The organism is Evansella sp. AB-rgal1 (assembly GCF_041820985.1).
GTDB lineage: Bacteria > Bacillota > Bacilli > Bacillales > Salisediminibacteriaceae > Evansella.
This window is the reverse complement of record NZ_JBGUAU010000024.1, coordinates 1-15,212: the sequence shown is the minus strand read 5'-3', so window position 1 is coordinate 15,212 and position 15,212 is coordinate 1. Positions and strand designations below refer to the sequence as shown.

Here is a 15,212-nt window from a genome sequence, read left to right as displayed (position 1 = left end):
AAAATTTGGATTTAAGAAAAAATACAATTCTTTAAGTGAAACTTTTGAAAATGCAAACATCCTGGTCGAGTTCTATCTAAGGTATTTTTATGTTGGGTAGAACCAATTTTTAGTTAAAGTCACCGTTCAGAGGAACAAAAAAAGGGAAATTTGATGATCTTACTGCTTCTAAAAACTGTATACTATATAGGGGAAGTCTAAGTACGTTGTCTGTTTCTTCATTGTTCTTGTGTCTGTATTAATTTTTTCGGTACGACATTATTTTTGGACTTCTGATGCATACCTCTATTAAACAAAACTGTGGTTTGTTTTAATAGAAAACGAAGGTGATTTTGATGAACGATAGGAATGAATAAATATATATTGTAGATAATTACATTGCCAATGCGATATACATTTTACATGTGATGTCAGTTTCTTTAAAGCATCGGCAATTTTTTCTGGAATCTATTAAAATCAGCTTCAGGATAATCAATCTAGATAGGGAGTTGGTGGACAATGTTAAATAAAGAAGAATTAATAAATGGTGCATTGGAATATATCAGAGACGTACTTAATATAAAAAACATAGAACATACAAAAATCATAAAGGATTATTACAATCAAGATTGGAGAAGGTTGAGAGGTTATTCTGGATATCCAATAAAAGGTGATAGTGATAAGAATTACATTGTTATTAAGTCTGATAATACACATTATAGTAGAGATTATTTTCGTTTAAGACACGACTTTATTAAATCAGTTTGTGCAGGTTTAAGTAAGATGTTTGAAATAATCAATCGCTCGCAAGTATATGATAATGAAAAGATAGAGATGATTGATTTAGTAAAGCGCCTTAGTATACCAGTTTATATTGATGGCTTTTGTTCACATAGAATAAGACCACTAACTAACACTTTAAATGGAACTAAGGTTGATTATGGTAGACTCATTAGAGAAGTTTTAAGATGGAGTAATTTAAAAATTGAAGGTAAACAAATTCATACTGGATTTATAATAACCGACTCTTTAGATTTATTGGACAAATCCTTAAATTTTCAAGAAAAATTGACAATAACATTTTCTGAACCACAAACAATTTATGACTTCTCTAAAATTAAAAGTTATCTAGAAATTGCTGATGGTAGTAATTCTTTTTTGGTTTTGGAACCAAAAAAGGATGACATTAAATGTGTTGGGCTTATTGTTTCAGATACTTCTATATTTCCATACCCGTCTTTTGAGTCTACAAAAGGGATTATTGCCCCGGTTTTTATTATCGATAAACTTGGAGTAAAAGTTGGTGTTGGTAAACAATTAATATTGGAGTTCATTAATGGTTCACCGAAAGTTAGAAATTACGGTAGTCTATTCAATTGTCTAAAAACTAATTTAAATGAACGAAAAGAAAATAATAGGTTAAGGATGAACTCGAATATAACAGAGAGTAATGCTAAAAACCTTGTTAAATTACTAATTAAAATTAGTAGTTATGGTAAAGGGTCTAGTGTTATATTTGGTTTCGAGAAAGAAAAACACAAAAGTACTGTTGAAAATGTAAAATGGATTACCCCCATTGAACTTCCTTTAAGGTGGGGAAGCACAGAAAATGATACTAAAATGCATTTATTAGGTAATATGTCCAGAACTGATGGGGCAGTCATTGTAGATAGGGATTATAATATAATTGGTTTTGGAGCCGTACTAAAAGCCACTAATAGACCTGGTAATTTACCAGGGGGATCACGACATAAGTCAATGGGTTCCTATACAGACAATAAAAAAGAACTTTTGGGAATTGTAATTTCAGAGGATGGTCCCATTAGTATAGTTGTAAAAAATAAATTACTATTTAAACTGTAAGGGAAATTGCGGTACCCCAGGGACGGGAAACTGCATAAGAAATTGATGTTAATGTAAAAGGTTTAATAATTAAAGGGAATTTAATCCTGAATATGGAAACGGATTATACACATAGAACGTAACATATCGGGGCACAACTTTTTTCTTGGCTATTGGTGCCCCACTCTGAGAGATGGCTCGCAAAAGAGGTTTGCATTGCTCCTGGAACGTTAGCAAAAAGTTTGAACGTATAAAAGTACTTCATTCTTACCTGTTGCTGCAATTAAAATTTCTGATAAGCTAAATTCAACTGTAATAGATCTTCGAGGAAAAGTGAATTTGTGCAATTAAAAATAACTGATAATGTAGAAGCAAAGAGAAAAATTACTAACTTCACAAGAAGAGACCAAAAACTACCGTGTCCTAATGTTTAGGTAAGGTTTTTGCTTTCAAACAAAACCATATACCTATTGATTTGCCTATAATGTAAAGATTTGTTGGAAAATAAATTCTTATGTAGTAAAATTTAACTAGTGATTGTGAATAATTTTACATTATAGGAGATGAAGTTAAATGAATGAAGCCTTAACAAATGAGAAAGAGGAATTACTGAACGATATATTAAAGCATAAATCTTTAGTTAATGAATTTATGAAGTATCATCAGGAGCTTAATGCTTATTATACAAATCCATTAGCCGGTTTTTCAATAGGTCCTAGGTTAATTACTTGGTTTGTGTGTCATATACTGTTGATTGTTAATATTAGTTTTATGCCATTATCAATTTTTTCATCTATTATTGTTTTTTGTTTACTACTTTTCCTACCTAGAATTATAGAAAAAATAATAATCTCTACTAACCAACCAAGAATTATTGAATTAAGGGAGCAGATGAAAAATATAGAAGATAGCGTTAATCCTGTTTTTATACCAAAAGTTTATATGAATCAATATGCTTTAAATAAATTAGAAGAATACCTTGTTAACAAGAGAGCAGACAATCTAAAAGAAGCATTAAATTTATTCGAACAAGAAAAATTACATAATGAACAAATGAAACAACTCAATATTATTCAACATATTCAGGAAGATACATATAGAAAAGCAAACGAAGCCACATTATTAGGTTGGGTTAATATTTTTAAAAAATAGGCTCTGTTAGTGTTTATTTTTCCAAGTTGTTCTGCAAGTGGGCTATTGGTGCCAACCCCCATTTTACTAAAGTGTGAAGCGTTAAAGTAATAATATGAAAAGCTACAAAAAACAGGAAGGACAAGGGGCAGGTTCCTTGTCCTTCTTTTATTGATTTTTTCTATAGTGGCAAACGGTGACGGTTCTAATCTGCTAGTTTTGGAAGCAGTGGGGACGGTTCTTGGTGCTTCATTTGAGACTGTGAATCGATATAGTTTGTATCTTTATGGAAATAGAGAATTATCAGAATGTGATGGTGGCAAAATTATCAAAAAGTTTGTTATTAGGGGGAGAGCTAATTGGCTAAGCCGAGTAGAAAGAAAAGGAAAGAAGCAATTTATACACTTGTTTCTGGGCCTATATTGATTATAGGACTATGGGTAATGATTCATTTTAACTTTGCTAATATTTATTTCTTAATAGGACTAATACTTTTTGCAGTATTTATGGGAGAACTCGTATCTTCTTTTGTGCCTGATATGAGGAGAAAAGAAAACAAGAATAAAAATCGGTATACAGGTTTACCTGAAGAATCGAAAAAGAAGAGGACTTTAACAAAATCTAATCAAAAGAAGTCGGTTGGGTTAAGTAGTAACTCGAACATTTTAAGGTCGGAAAAAGAAATTTTGACTTTACCATTAGAAGAAATTTCTTGGAAAGAGTTTGAAGAGTTGTGCTTTCTTTACTACAAAGCAAAAGGGTATAGACCACGAAGAACTTCAGAAGGTGCGGATGGTGGAGTAGATTTAATTATTTTCAACCGTCATCATAATGCGGAGATAGCTATTCAAATTAAACATTATAAAAAAGGGAAACAAATTGATGTGAAATTGATAAGGGAGCTTGACTCAGCAAAGAAAAATCATGGTTGCGCATTAGCTGAAATGATAACTAGTTCAAGGTATACTAATCCAGCACTTGTTGAAGCTGACAAGAGAAAAATCATATGTCACGGTGAAGGATGGGTTAATCGTAAACTGTTACCTTGGAGGGAACAGCAAGTAAATAAAAAGGGATTGGCTTAAGAAGTGGTATTACGGCAAACAGAGACGGTTTTCGTCTATTAGTTTTGGAATGTTTCTGTAATAAAAGGGAAGCGTAAAATAGTCCACACTTAGTTCTGGTTCCCCCGGGCGGTAAATTACGAAAGTCTAAATATAAAAATGTAGTAAAGATGTTGAAAAAGTGGCTGTTGTATTTGATAAATTAGATTTGAGCCACTTTTCACGAGTTTGATCACATAAAAAATGAGCCACACAATTTCCAATTTCACTAACCTCTCTTATGATAGAAAGTGACCAAACTATCTACATCAAGAGAGGAAGAAAAAGAATGATTGAAATGGCTCAATACCATCGTATCAAATATTTAAAAGAGGTTGAAGGACTTTCTCAAAGGAAAATAGCTAAAAAACTTGATATTTCTAGTAATACAGTAAGTAAATACCTGGAGAAAATGGTGCCAGACCCCCTGTGTTGGGTCCAATTTAAATTAATATATTTATAGAAACTTGTTTTTGCATAATAATCCCTTTTGTATATGAAGGCGAGTGAGGATATGGAAGATAAAATAAATAAAATTTCGAAAAATGAAAATGAGATAAAAGAGATAGAGGAGAAAATAAATGAAATTTTCCATAACTATTATGGTATTGAAGATGAAGAGTGGGACCTAGAAAGGGAATTCCATAACTTAAACAATGATCCTGAGTTTATAGCAAACAACTTAGAAAATGAAAAAAAGAAACTACTAATTGAAAATAGAAGATTGCGTTCTGAAATTGAACAAGAACAATTTGATAAACAATTTGAAATTCTTAGTAAGTCATTTAAAAGTGGATTGATGGCTTCGGACAATGAAAGTTATAAAGATACATTATCAAGAGAGTTATATGCCAAGGTGATTATAAGGCATATTGTTAGAAAAGATGTGGAGACACCAATAAATATAGGCGTATTTGGTGACTGGGGTGAAGGGAAGTCTAGTTTTTTAAATCTAATGATTAAAGAGATAGGATACTTAAACTCTAAGAGATTTGAACATATTTCTTTTACGCATGTTGTGAGGTATGATGCTTCTGAATATGATGAAATAAATAAAATATGGGCATCAATATTGAGTGCATTATTTAAAGAGTTTGAAAGTAAGAGAAGCTTTTGGGGGAAAATACAGTATGCATACTATAATTTTATTCAGTCGTTTAAGCAAAATATTTTAAAATACCTTATTAATGGAACTATCTTAGTGTTATCTATTTTATGGCTTTGGTTTATTAGTAAACCAGAAAATACATTCATAGATATAAGAGAAAATATAATAACGATGGTAGGGATAATTCCATTAATTCTTTTTATTACAAATATTTTTATTCCTTTTATAAAACAACAACTAGAATTTCTTAAACCACTATCGAGTAGAGTATTCTCATTAATGAAAACACCTGATTATAAGAAAGAGTTAGGAGCTAGAGAGAATATAAAAAGTAATTTAAATGACTTACTTAATGTTTGGACTAGAGGGAAAAATGAGAGAATAGTAATTTTTATTGACGAATTAGATAGGTGTTCTGAAAAAACTATATCTGAGTTCTTTAATGCACTTCAACTACTTTTATCTGTAAAAGGCATAACTGTGGTCTTATCTGTAAACTACAAAACAGTTTGTTATGCATTAGCAAATAATAATAAACATTATTTTGAGCGTGAGATTACACGCGATGAAAAAATTCAATTTGGTGTGGATTATCTTAAAAAATATATAAATATTCCGATCCATTTGCCTCAAACACGTAACTATGAAGAGTACATTATGGATATAATTGATAAAGTAAATAATGATAAAGATGAACCTATGAGAGAAAAGAAAAGTAAGGGAGGACAGGATACTCTTACAAAAAAAGGAACTAAAGTATTTGAACAAAAAGAAGTGTATGTAATTAAATATATATTAGACTGGATTAATAAACAAGAGTACTTAACTCCAAGAGAAGTGAAGAACATAATAAATATTTTGGTTATATTAAAAGAAATAATTATAATTAAGAATAATAAAACAAATAATAAAAAAGAAAAAATAGAGAACTTAAAATTCATTAAGTGGTTCTTTTATCAATATTTTAATAGGCTAACAGCATCTAAACTCGCTATTGAATTAATAAACAGTAAGGAAGAATATAATACAATAAAAGAAACTCTAGATGAACAAAAGCTTGATCATGTTTATAACGAAAATGAGAAAATGGCAAAGAGCATGATAGACTTTATAAAAGATATACGTGTTCAAGAATTAGTTTTATTTAAAGAAGTATCAGATTGGTTTATAAAAATTGATAATTATTAAGGACGCTTGTCGGCTATTGTTCCTGACCCCTGGTGCGTGACAATCAGGCTAATAAGGTTAGGACATTAAAAGTCTCTACCTTTATGATTTAATAGGAGGATATTTATGTTTTCTATTTCCTTTCAATTAGCAGGTTCAATCTTATTGACTTGGACCTTTTTAACTATATCACCAAGAGAAATTATTAAGTCGTCACATATAGTTATTGGATTAGGATATAAGGGGATTCCAGAAAATAAAAAAAGAGAAATAAAAAAGAAGTTGTTTGAAAAATATTTATCAGTAGTTGGTATTACATATATTTCCTTGGGTTACTTAATTCAATTACTTAAGGGAGATAATTTTATTAATAATTGGATTTATGAATTAAATCCTATCAATAAAACAGTAAACTTTAATGAAGTGACCGCAGCATCATTAAATACGTTATGTTTAATTATTATTGCGCTAATTATTGCTGTCATTATTAGGGATCTGATCTTTAAAAAAGAAGAGAAAAAAGAAGAGCATCAACCTGAACATGGTGAAATGCGCTTAGATCTCGATGAATAAAGAGGACAAGGGGACAGGTTCTGTCCTTTTTTTTTGTTTAGGAAATTATAAAATAATCGACCTGTGGATAACTCATAGTTTAATATAGAGTAAGAGGGGAGGTAATCGTGATGAAGCAGAGTAGTGGTGTTATTAAAAAGATTCTTAAAGATCACTTTGATGGTTTCTGGAAGCTTCATCATAATCGCTTCCCTAATCAATATCAAAATGATATACAAGAAGCAGTATTACTATGTTGAAACAGAAAATGGGCTGTTGAAAGTGGACAGTTCCCTCATGTCTTTCCATCACCATTTACGATATTGTCTCTTTGATCGATCATCGTTTGGAAAAATTTCAACGTGGCTTGCAGCTCCACTTCAGAAAATGAGCCCAACGCCTTGATGAACCTACGTTCGATTATTTCGTGCATCCTAGCGTGTATTTCAAAAATTCCCCTGCCTTTGGACGAAAGGGTGAAATACACTTCTTTCCTGTTGTGGTTCATCTGACTCCGTTTAATATAACCTTCTTTAAGCAGTTTTTGAGGCAAACGGGGAGAGGCAAACGGGGACGGTTCTCGTTTGCCTTACTCCCCATATCCTAGAAATGTACAAACGATTTAAGGAATACGGAGTCAACATAGTAACTACTCCGGTAAATCAGCCTTTTGGAACAAACTTTAGGTTTTGTGATCCAGACGGTAATCTCTTAGAAATATGGCAACCCTAAAAATAAAATATATGGAAAGTAACAAGACGTTCAGGTAAAGAAATAGAGGAATAGAATATTGTTATACAAACAAGTGATGCGCCTAGCTATGTCGCCCGCTTGTTTCAATCACTTCAAAATACCACCCGTTCTTATCTGCAAAAAATCCGGTTATCCACCCATTGTCTAAGAGGTGAGGGCCTTCACACAACGAAACCCCAACCCCTTTGTAAAATTCAATAGCAGCATCCATATTTTTTGTTTCCAGTGCAAGATGAAAAGGCTGGCCTTCCTCAGTAGATGAAGTTTCGAGTAATTCCAAAAAAATATCGCCGTTAGTAAGAAATACGATCTTTTCCCTAAAAAATTCCAAGCTCAGCTTCTCATGAAAACCCAATTCCTCTACATAATACTTCACAGCAACACTCAGGTTTTCCACTTCTATACCAATATGGTGAAGCTTGAATATCATCCTGTGATCCTCCAGCTATAAAATGAGATTAATATCGCCAAATTCATGCCATAAATATCCTGAATCAATTGCTTGATGGTAGGCGGTAATTAACTGTTCTCGGTCAATGAAAGCCGACAACATATCAAGATGGCTCGCTTCAGGTTCATGAAATCCGGTGATCAATCCATCTACAGTACGAAGGGCAGTGTTGTCATTAATGTACAGGTCAGTCCAGCCAGAATGGTTCTTAGAATCAGGCAAAGCCGCTACTGACTCTAATGCTCGAACAACAGTTGTTCCAACTGCGATGACACGACCACCGTTCTCTTTTGTCTGTTTGGTTGCCGCAAGTGTTGTAGCAGGAATTTCATATCTCTCCTTATTGCTAGAAGGATGCTGATGCCAGCGATCATCAAGCAAATAGCTTAATCCTGTATGCAGCTGTAAATATGCCGTTTTGATCCCTCGTTTTCGCAATGTCTGTAGTAACTCCCAACTAAAGGCCCTGCCTGCTGAAGGCATCTCAACCGAACCTGGTACTGTAGCGTACACCGTTTGGTAGTAATCAAGTTCCCAAGGTTCATGAATATATTCATAACGAACAGGCTCAACCATAGTATACAGCTCATTAAAAAGCTGGGTACCGCAAAGTGAAAATTCTACAACAGTAAAAGGCTCCTCTACAGCATTTACTCGTGCTCGTAAGCCTTCTGAAAAAAGTAGTACATCCTCTTTCCTCAGCTGCAAATCTGGAATTAGTACTTGCCATACATTTTTTGCGATACATCTCGCAAGCCGGACCTCTTTATTTTTCTTCCAAACAAGTCCATTTCTCAAGACATTTACATGAAAAACAGCTGGGATCGTTCTACTGTTATTGAGTACTAACAAATCTCCTTCTTGTAAGAAGTCAGGAAGTTTATCAAATCGAGTATTAATAAAATTGCCAGTTACTCGATCCAGCATCATCATTTTTACATAATCCCGACGACCGAGTCGTATTTCAGGTGGGGAGGAGGCGTTCAAGCTTTCAGGTACGACAAAGGAGGTCGCTCGTAATGTGTTCATTGGATTGCCCCCTTAGAAGCAGAGACGGGAGTGAACTCCCGTGCTTCAAAACGTTGTCCATTGATCATCTTACTGTCATCTGAGGCGAGGTATAAAAATACGTCAACGACCTCCTCAGGCAATGCAAGCTCATAATCACACTCTGGTACGGCAAGGGCATGCATTTCTGTATCCATTTCTCCAGGGTCAACCATATTGATTCTAATGCCTGTATCGTTAACCTCATCCGCCCACGTTTCCGTCATTCCTTCGAGGGCAAACTTCGAGATTCCGTAAACTCCCCAACCTGCATATCCAGTTTTTCCAGCTTCGGAGGTGACATTGATGATAGAACCAATCCCTTTTTGTAGCATGCCAGGTAGGACACGTTTGGTCATTAAGAATGGTCCGGTGGTATTTATGTTGATAATATCTTGAAAATCCTTTTCTGTTGTATCCAATAGATAGGGTATGGGACTAGTTCCAACTGTGGATGCATTGTTGATAAGTACATCAATATGGCCAAAGGATAGTTCAATTAAGGAAATAAACCGGTCGATATCTCGTGCATTCGATGCATCTGCGTTTACAGCTAGAACATCAGCGGCGCCAATTTTTAATGCCTCTTTTCTCACAGCCACGAGATCCTTCTGTCCTCTACTACAAATGGCTAGCTTAGCTCCTTGTTTTGCGAATGCGAGAGTGAGTGCTTTACCAAGTCCTCTCGATGCCCCTGTTATAATAACAACTTGTTCTTTTTTCATCAATAACAACCTTTTTTCTATGTTTAGTAAGTTTGATTTCTTACTCCTATTGTAAATAGAAGGGCCTTATCCAACCTCGGCAATGAGAATGAAAATGACATACAGAAAAGGCCCTACAACAATTGCAGGACCGTCTCTACGACTTTAGACTGAGGTACATGTATCACTTCAGAGCTTATCATATCCATGCTTCATGGCATAAATGGCAGCCTGGGTACGGTCGCTCACCTGAAGCTTGGACAAGATATTACTGACGTGCGTTTTCACTGTTTTTTCCGTAATAAAAAGATTAGTTGCTATTTCCTTGTTACTTCTACCTCTGGCAATGAGGCGAAGAACTTCTTCCTCTCGGTTCGTCAATTTATCAATGAGGTTATCGTCGTCTTTACCGACTGAAGCGATATGGGACATGAGTTGATTTGCGACCTGTGGATGCATTTGAGTTGTTCCATGATACGCGCCCCTGATTGTGTCAGCAAGTTGATCGGGGTCAATATCTTTTAACTGATAACCACTAGCACCAGCGCGAATAGCAGGAACGACATGGTCTTGATCGGAAAAACTTGTAAGGATGATGATCTTCACATCAGGGTGTGTGGACTTAATCTCACTTGTTGCCTCTACACCATTTAATACAGGCATATCAAGATCCATCAACACAACGTCAGGCTTTAATTCCGTCGTTTTTTCAACAGCCCCCCGTCCATTCGACGCTTCACCAACAACTAGGATGTCCTTTTGAGTAGATAGAAAAAAACGTAGGCCCTGTAAAACCATAAGGTGGTCATCCACCAACAATACTTTAATCTCCATAACTATGACGATCCCCCTTAGATTGGTAACACAACGGTCACTTTTGTTCCTTTACCAATCTCACTTTCTAGTTTAAATTCACCGCCCAATGCGATCGTTCTCTCTCGCATTCCAGTTAGACCAATCGAGGTGGTGACATTATCAGAATCAAATCCGACACCAAGATCCTCTACTGTCATTCGAACCTTATGTTTTGTTATCATCGATTGAAGTTCGACACGCTCTGTTTTTGCATGCTTACATATATTATTTAAGCACTCTTGGCCAATCCGCCAAATTGCTTCCTCAATCGTTTTAGGTAAGGTAGCTACACCTTCGTTTTGGACATTTACCAGGAGGCCTAGGTTATTTCCATACTTTTTTAGAGCTGTAATAACGCCATCTTCTAGTCCTGGTGGCCGCAATTGCCAGATCAAAGTTCTCATTTCGCTCAAGGCTGTATGGGATAACAGTTGAATACTCTCAAACATATCCTTTAACACTGGATCATTGCTGTATAAATGCTTTGCACCTTTTGTTGTTAGGGATAAGGAGAATAACGCCTGAGAGACAGAGTCATGAAGGTCACGAGCAAGTCGATTCCGCTCTTCCAAGACAGTTAGCTCTTGTTGCTTTTTATGTAGTTTAACATTTTCGATTGCAAGAGAAAGATGTTCTGCAAGGGCAGTTAGTATATCATCACTAGTAATCTGATTATCTATCATTTCAATAGCTAGAACCCCACTAACTTCCTCTCCATTTATAATTGGGATAGCAATATGGTACATATCTTGACGCTGTAGTGAGATGATTTTCCTTTTTGTTCGCGCTTCAAAAACAAGGGAGTTATCCGAGTCTATCTCGTTTAACGTACTGCCAGCTATAAATAATTGAACATCATGGAATTTGAAGGCAACTTTTATGTTTTTAGCGGCGTCTTCTGAGAATGTATCTAGGTCACTAAGTTTCTTTAGTTCTCTTGTAGCAACATCTAGCTTTGAGAAATCCTTTACTCTATTTTGTTGTGCTTCATATAGCTTTGTTCGTTTAATGGCAGTTCCAATTTGATAAGCAACTGATTCCAATAGTGCAAGTTCATCCTCGAGAAAATGTACCTTGTTAGGGGAAGCCACATTAAGGAGACCGAACATTTCTGTTCCGGCCTTTAAAGGTACAGTAGCGTGATGGGTAATGCCTCTAGTATCCCCAGATGATAGCTTAACTGCATCTTCTAGCCGCTTACACTCAATTATATTGACTGCATTAGTTAACTCTCCGGACCAATATCGATCTAGACACCAGCAGCCACCTTGTCGCATTGGCTTTTTGTCCTCTAAGGTGAGAGCAGGGGGGAGGTTGCAGTCAGCAGCACACTCATAGTTGCGCTGTGCTTCACTGAGAAAAATCCAGCCAGCCGCAAGCCCTGTCACTTCGAGTAGCTCATCAAGGACAGAGGACAACATCTCTGTTACATCGTTACATTTGTTTAGTGTTTCAGCGATTATTTTTAACGTAAGTAACTCTTTTTCTCGTGCTTCTGAAGCCACAGCCAACCCACCTTTCCGTTTTTCTTCTTAAATTATACCATTTATTTTCACGAGATTGGGCAAACGGGGACGGTTCTCGTTCGTGACAAACGGGGACGGTTCTCGTTTGCCGAAATTGATATTGAATAGTTCCATATAATAATTAGTGAAATGTTGAACATTTTAGTGTATGATTGTAACATAGAAAAAATCCCCAGTCACAACTTCGATAATACTCTTTACAACTATTTCCTAGAACTTCCAGTTATCCAAAGAAACTCTCTTCTGAAGATCTTTTTTCCCATGAGCCCGAAGTTATATCAATAAATAAGAAAAGCGCAAGGCGCCCCAATTCGGCCTAAGAACAGCCCACGTCCTGTGGGCACGGCGTCATGTCTACATCCTGCCTATCGGCGAAATGCAAATGTTCTGCACGATAAAAAGTGCTTTTTACTTTTAATCGTGCAGGTTATTTGACACGAGCCGATGGCGCCTGGAGCTGGACAACTTTCTAAATACAAAAAAATTATACTTTATCTTTAATAATTTTAATACTAGTTTTCCAATATTGGAGGAATGATTATGTCAGCTAAGGTTACGAGTATTGGTTTAAAAGGCTTGGAAGGTTATCGTGTTCAAGTGGAAGTCCAGGTCATAGAAGGTGTGGAGTCTATTGTCGTAGTTGGGCTTCCTGATGCATCTGTGAAAGAGTCCAAGGAACGTGTATCATCAGCATTGTATAGCTTAGGGTTCCCTTTAGTTGAACTCAAAATTGTGATTAATCTCTCTCCTTCCGAAGTAAAGAAAAATGGTCCATTATTTGATCTTGCTATTGCAATTGGGATATTGAAGAGTGGTCATTTTATGAAAGAGAAGATACCTGATGATGCTGGATTCATTGGTGCACTGTCTCTTGATGGATCGGTTCTACCAGTGGAAGGGATAATTGCAGCCATTTTAGCAGCAAAGAAATTAAAACTTAGAAAACTATATCTCCCCTTTGATCCTTCTATCCCCAGTGTAGAAATCTCTAATCTAGAACTTATATACATATCTAGTATACAAGATGCCATCGATCATATAGCTGGAAGGCAACCACTCCCATTTATCCAAGAAAAAACGATAGTGGAGGAAAAGCAGGTAGTGCAACGTGACTTTAATCAAATCATTGGTCATAAATTGGCCAAGCGAGCGCTTGAGATTGCGGCTGCTGGTAATCATTTTGTATTAATGGATGGTCCACCTGGATGTGGGAAAAGTCTTCTGTCGGAAACATTCGTATCGATCCTACCACCACTATCAAAAGAAGCACAACTCGAGAAGATCAGCCTCTACCAATTAGCAGGGGCATCCTATCATTCACTCACTTCACCACCATATCGACATCCTCATCATTCAGCATCAGCCGTATCACTTATCGGAGGAGGCACTAACCCAAAACCAGGAGAAGTTTCTTTAGCTCATCATGGGGTTCTGTTCATGGACGAGCTTGGTGAATTTTCAAAGAAAACATTAGATATGCTAAGACAACCACTTGAGAATGAAAAGGTTACGATCAGCCGCGTTCACTCCACAGTCACCTATCCCGCAAAATTTATCTTTATCGCTGCGATGAACCCATGCCCATGTGGGTATCTAGGCTCCACTACCCAATATTGTACATGCTCTGAAAAACAAATAAATAGTTATAAAAATAGAGTTTCCGGCCCAATATTAGAACGAATTGATATTTTGTTAACATTAAAATCTGTAAATCTCAAAGGGCATATCTTCCGAGGAATTGAATCATCAGATGATATAAAAAAGCGTGTTCAATCTGCTAGGGATATACAATACAATCGGTATGGGATGGAAGCATGTAATGGCAGTGTTCCCTTTGAAAAACTAATAAATCATTCTCCATTAACGAGTGAACAGCACCACCTATTACAAAGAGTCTGTATTCAAAAAGGATTAAGTAATCGGGTCCAAATAAAGATTATTAGATTAGCAAGAACAATTGCGGACTTAAATGGTAGTGAGATGATCAACAATGAGGCATTAATGGAGGCATTTTCTTTGAGGAAGATAGTTGTTAATACGAGTAATAGTTTAACAGGAGAACACAATGCTTTATATTAAATAAAAAATACGTGCAAATATTGAGGTGATTTCTATGCCCCGTGAAGCGAGGAAGAAGAGTAAGACAAAAATCTATCACATCATGTGGAGAGGAGCAAATGGGCAGGAAATATTTCATGATGATGAGGATCGATTAGCTTTTTTAGATACTATCATGAAATATAAAAAGCGCATGGGTCTTAAAGTATTTGCTTGGTGTTTAATGAGTAACCATGTCCATTTATTAATTAAAGAAGGGGATGAAAGTATATCCACTACAATGAAAAGGATTGGAGTATGCTTCGTTTCGCATTATAACTGGAAGTATCGAACAAGGGGTCACTTATTTCAAGATAGATTTAGAAGTGAGAATGTAGAAACAGACCAATATTTACGGACAGTTGTGCGGTACATTCATCAAAATCCAGTGAAAGCAAAGATGGTAGACGAGGTACAGCAATGGAAGTGGAGTAGCTGTAATGGTTATTACGGAGTTAAGGTATACCCTCAAAAGCTGTTGGATCCTGATTTTATATTAGGACTGTTTTCTAAGGATCGAACTCAAGCGATGGAATTATTCAAGGAGTTTAATGAACGAAGGAATGATGATCAATGCCTGGATGACCATCACTATGTTAGAAGATTATCAGATGAAGAAGTAAGAACGGAAATAAAAAGGGTACTTGGAAGGATGGAAATAGCACATGTAAAGACCTTATCCAGAATTCATAGAACAGCGATATTAAGGGAAATTAAAAAGGTAGAAGGAGTCTCCCAGAAACAGGTAGCAAGAATATTAGGTATATCTGTGAATCTAGTGTATAAAGCATGAGGCAAACAGGAACAGTCCACGTTTGCCTCAGAAGATTAATGAAATTTGAAGAACAAGATGAAAGCGAATGGGAACCGTCCGAGACCAGTGAAAAAGTCGATTTA

15 protein-coding genes are annotated in these 15,212 nt (G+C 35.7%); 10 read left to right on the top strand and 5 right to left on the bottom strand.

Annotation, left to right across the window (positions count from 1 at the left end; all coding sequences use genetic code 11):
* The first annotated feature begins 498 nt into the window (after positions 1 to 498).
* The 8 genes from ACERII_RS18450 to ACERII_RS18415 all read left to right on the top strand — a co-directional run bounded on the left by ACERII_RS18450 (position 499) and on the right by ACERII_RS18415 (position 7,614).
* Positions 499 to 1,842 carry a diadenylate cyclase gene (locus ACERII_RS18450; RefSeq protein ID WP_373644256.1) on the top strand — a complete coding sequence of 448 codons (1,344 nt, stop codon included), beginning with the start codon at positions 499 to 501 and terminating at the stop codon, positions 1,840 to 1,842.
* Between the two features lie 552 nt (positions 1,843 to 2,394).
* Complete coding sequence (locus ACERII_RS18445) at positions 2,395 to 2,973, top strand: hypothetical protein (RefSeq protein ID WP_373644254.1); 579 nt, start codon at positions 2,395 to 2,397, stop codon at positions 2,971 to 2,973.
* A gap of 338 nt (positions 2,974 to 3,311) precedes the next feature.
* Positions 3,312 to 4,037, top strand: a complete 726-nt coding sequence (locus ACERII_RS18440) for a restriction endonuclease (protein ID WP_373644253.1) — start codon at positions 3,312 to 3,314, stop codon at positions 4,035 to 4,037.
* Between the two features lie 307 nt (positions 4,038 to 4,344).
* Positions 4,345 to 4,518 carry a sigma factor-like helix-turn-helix DNA-binding protein gene (locus ACERII_RS18435; RefSeq protein ID WP_373644252.1) on the top strand — a complete coding sequence of 58 codons (174 nt, stop codon included), beginning with the start codon at positions 4,345 to 4,347 and terminating at the stop codon, positions 4,516 to 4,518.
* Between the two features lie 51 nt (positions 4,519 to 4,569).
* The gene (locus ACERII_RS18430; RefSeq protein WP_373644251.1) at positions 4,570 to 6,351 is read left to right on the top strand and encodes a KAP family P-loop NTPase fold protein; all 1,782 of its coding nucleotides are present in this window, start codon (positions 4,570 to 4,572) and stop codon (positions 6,349 to 6,351) included.
* Between the two features lie 105 nt (positions 6,352 to 6,456).
* Complete coding sequence (locus tag ACERII_RS18425; RefSeq protein ID WP_373644250.1) at positions 6,457 to 6,903, top strand: hypothetical protein; 447 nt, start codon at positions 6,457 to 6,459, stop codon at positions 6,901 to 6,903.
* A gap of 110 nt (positions 6,904 to 7,013) precedes the next feature.
* Complete coding sequence (locus ACERII_RS18420; RefSeq protein WP_373644249.1) at positions 7,014 to 7,142, top strand: hypothetical protein; 129 nt, start codon at positions 7,014 to 7,016, stop codon at positions 7,140 to 7,142.
* 349 nt (positions 7,143 to 7,491) lie between these two features.
* Entirely contained in the window at positions 7,492 to 7,614 is a 123-nt protein-coding gene (locus ACERII_RS18415; RefSeq protein ID WP_373644248.1) for a VOC family protein, read from the top strand.
* An 82-nt stretch (positions 7,615 to 7,696) separates the two neighbouring features.
* Here the strand turns inward: ACERII_RS18415 and ACERII_RS18410 are convergent, their stop codons facing one another.
* The 5 genes from ACERII_RS18410 to ACERII_RS18390 form a co-directional block, all read right to left on the bottom strand.
* Complete coding sequence (locus tag ACERII_RS18410) at positions 7,697 to 8,065, bottom strand: VOC family protein (RefSeq protein WP_373644247.1); 369 nt, start codon at positions 8,063 to 8,065, stop codon at positions 7,697 to 7,699.
* 15 nt (positions 8,066 to 8,080) lie between these two features.
* Complete coding sequence (locus tag ACERII_RS18405) at positions 8,081 to 9,115, bottom strand: S-adenosylmethionine:tRNA ribosyltransferase-isomerase (RefSeq protein WP_373644246.1); 1,035 nt, start codon at positions 9,113 to 9,115, stop codon at positions 8,081 to 8,083.
* Positions 9,112 to 9,858: an SDR family NAD(P)-dependent oxidoreductase gene (locus ACERII_RS18400; RefSeq protein ID WP_373644245.1), complete on the bottom strand. Its 747-nt coding sequence runs from the start codon at positions 9,856 to 9,858 to the stop codon at positions 9,112 to 9,114. The genes ACERII_RS18405 and ACERII_RS18400 overlap by 4 nt, the downstream gene beginning before the upstream one ends.
* Before the next feature lie 168 nt (positions 9,859 to 10,026).
* Complete coding sequence (locus ACERII_RS18395) at positions 10,027 to 10,671, bottom strand: response regulator (protein WP_373644244.1); 645 nt, start codon at positions 10,669 to 10,671, stop codon at positions 10,027 to 10,029.
* 17 nt (positions 10,672 to 10,688) lie between these two features.
* Positions 10,689 to 12,197 (bottom strand): GAF domain-containing sensor histidine kinase, encoded by a 1,509-nt coding sequence (locus ACERII_RS18390; protein ID WP_373644243.1) that lies wholly within the window; start codon positions 12,195 to 12,197, stop codon positions 10,689 to 10,691.
* Between the two features lie 561 nt (positions 12,198 to 12,758).
* Here ACERII_RS18390 and ACERII_RS18385 point away from each other — a divergent pair.
* Complete coding sequence (locus ACERII_RS18385) at positions 12,759 to 14,297, top strand: YifB family Mg chelatase-like AAA ATPase (RefSeq protein WP_373644242.1); 1,539 nt, start codon at positions 12,759 to 12,761, stop codon at positions 14,295 to 14,297.
* Positions 14,298 to 14,331: 34 nt separating this feature from the next.
* Positions 14,332 to 15,108, top strand: a complete 777-nt coding sequence (locus tag ACERII_RS18380; RefSeq protein ID WP_373644241.1) for an REP-associated tyrosine transposase — start codon at positions 14,332 to 14,334, stop codon at positions 15,106 to 15,108.
* The last annotated feature ends 104 nt before the right edge of the window (positions 15,109 to 15,212 follow it).

What these genes read in the sequence shown, in the direction of transcription:
- ACERII_RS18450 (WP_373644256.1), top strand. Translation starts at nt 499, where the DNA reads ATGTTAAATAAAGAAGAATTAATAAATGGTGCATTGGAATATATCAGA.
- ACERII_RS18445 (WP_373644254.1), top strand. Translation starts at nt 2,395, where the DNA reads ATGAATGAAGCCTTAACAAATGAGAAAGAGGAATTACTGAACGATATA.
- ACERII_RS18435 (WP_373644252.1), top strand. Translation starts at nt 4,345, where the DNA reads ATGATTGAAATGGCTCAATACCATCGTATCAAATATTTAAAAGAGGTT.
- ACERII_RS18430 (WP_373644251.1), top strand. Translation starts at nt 4,570, where the DNA reads ATGGAAGATAAAATAAATAAAATTTCGAAAAATGAAAATGAGATAAAA.
- ACERII_RS18425 (WP_373644250.1), top strand. Translation starts at nt 6,457, where the DNA reads ATGTTTTCTATTTCCTTTCAATTAGCAGGTTCAATCTTATTGACTTGG.
- ACERII_RS18420 (WP_373644249.1), top strand. Translation starts at nt 7,014, where the DNA reads ATGAAGCAGAGTAGTGGTGTTATTAAAAAGATTCTTAAAGATCACTTT.
- ACERII_RS18415 (WP_373644248.1), top strand. Translation starts at nt 7,492, where the DNA reads ATGTACAAACGATTTAAGGAATACGGAGTCAACATAGTAACTACTCCG.
- ACERII_RS18410 (WP_373644247.1), bottom strand. Translation starts at nt 8,065, where the DNA reads ATGATATTCAAGCTTCACCATATTGGTATAGAAGTGGAAAACCTGAGT.
- ACERII_RS18405 (WP_373644246.1), bottom strand. Translation starts at nt 9,115, where the DNA reads ATGAACACATTACGAGCGACCTCCTTTGTCGTACCTGAAAGCTTGAAC.
- ACERII_RS18400 (WP_373644245.1), bottom strand. Translation starts at nt 9,858, where the DNA reads ATGAAAAAAGAACAAGTTGTTATTATAACAGGGGCATCGAGAGGACTT.
- ACERII_RS18395 (WP_373644244.1), bottom strand. Translation starts at nt 10,671, where the DNA reads ATGGAGATTAAAGTATTGTTGGTGGATGACCACCTTATGGTTTTACAG.
- ACERII_RS18385 (WP_373644242.1), top strand. Translation starts at nt 12,759, where the DNA reads ATGTCAGCTAAGGTTACGAGTATTGGTTTAAAAGGCTTGGAAGGTTAT.
- ACERII_RS18380 (WP_373644241.1), top strand. Translation starts at nt 14,332, where the DNA reads ATGCCCCGTGAAGCGAGGAAGAAGAGTAAGACAAAAATCTATCACATC.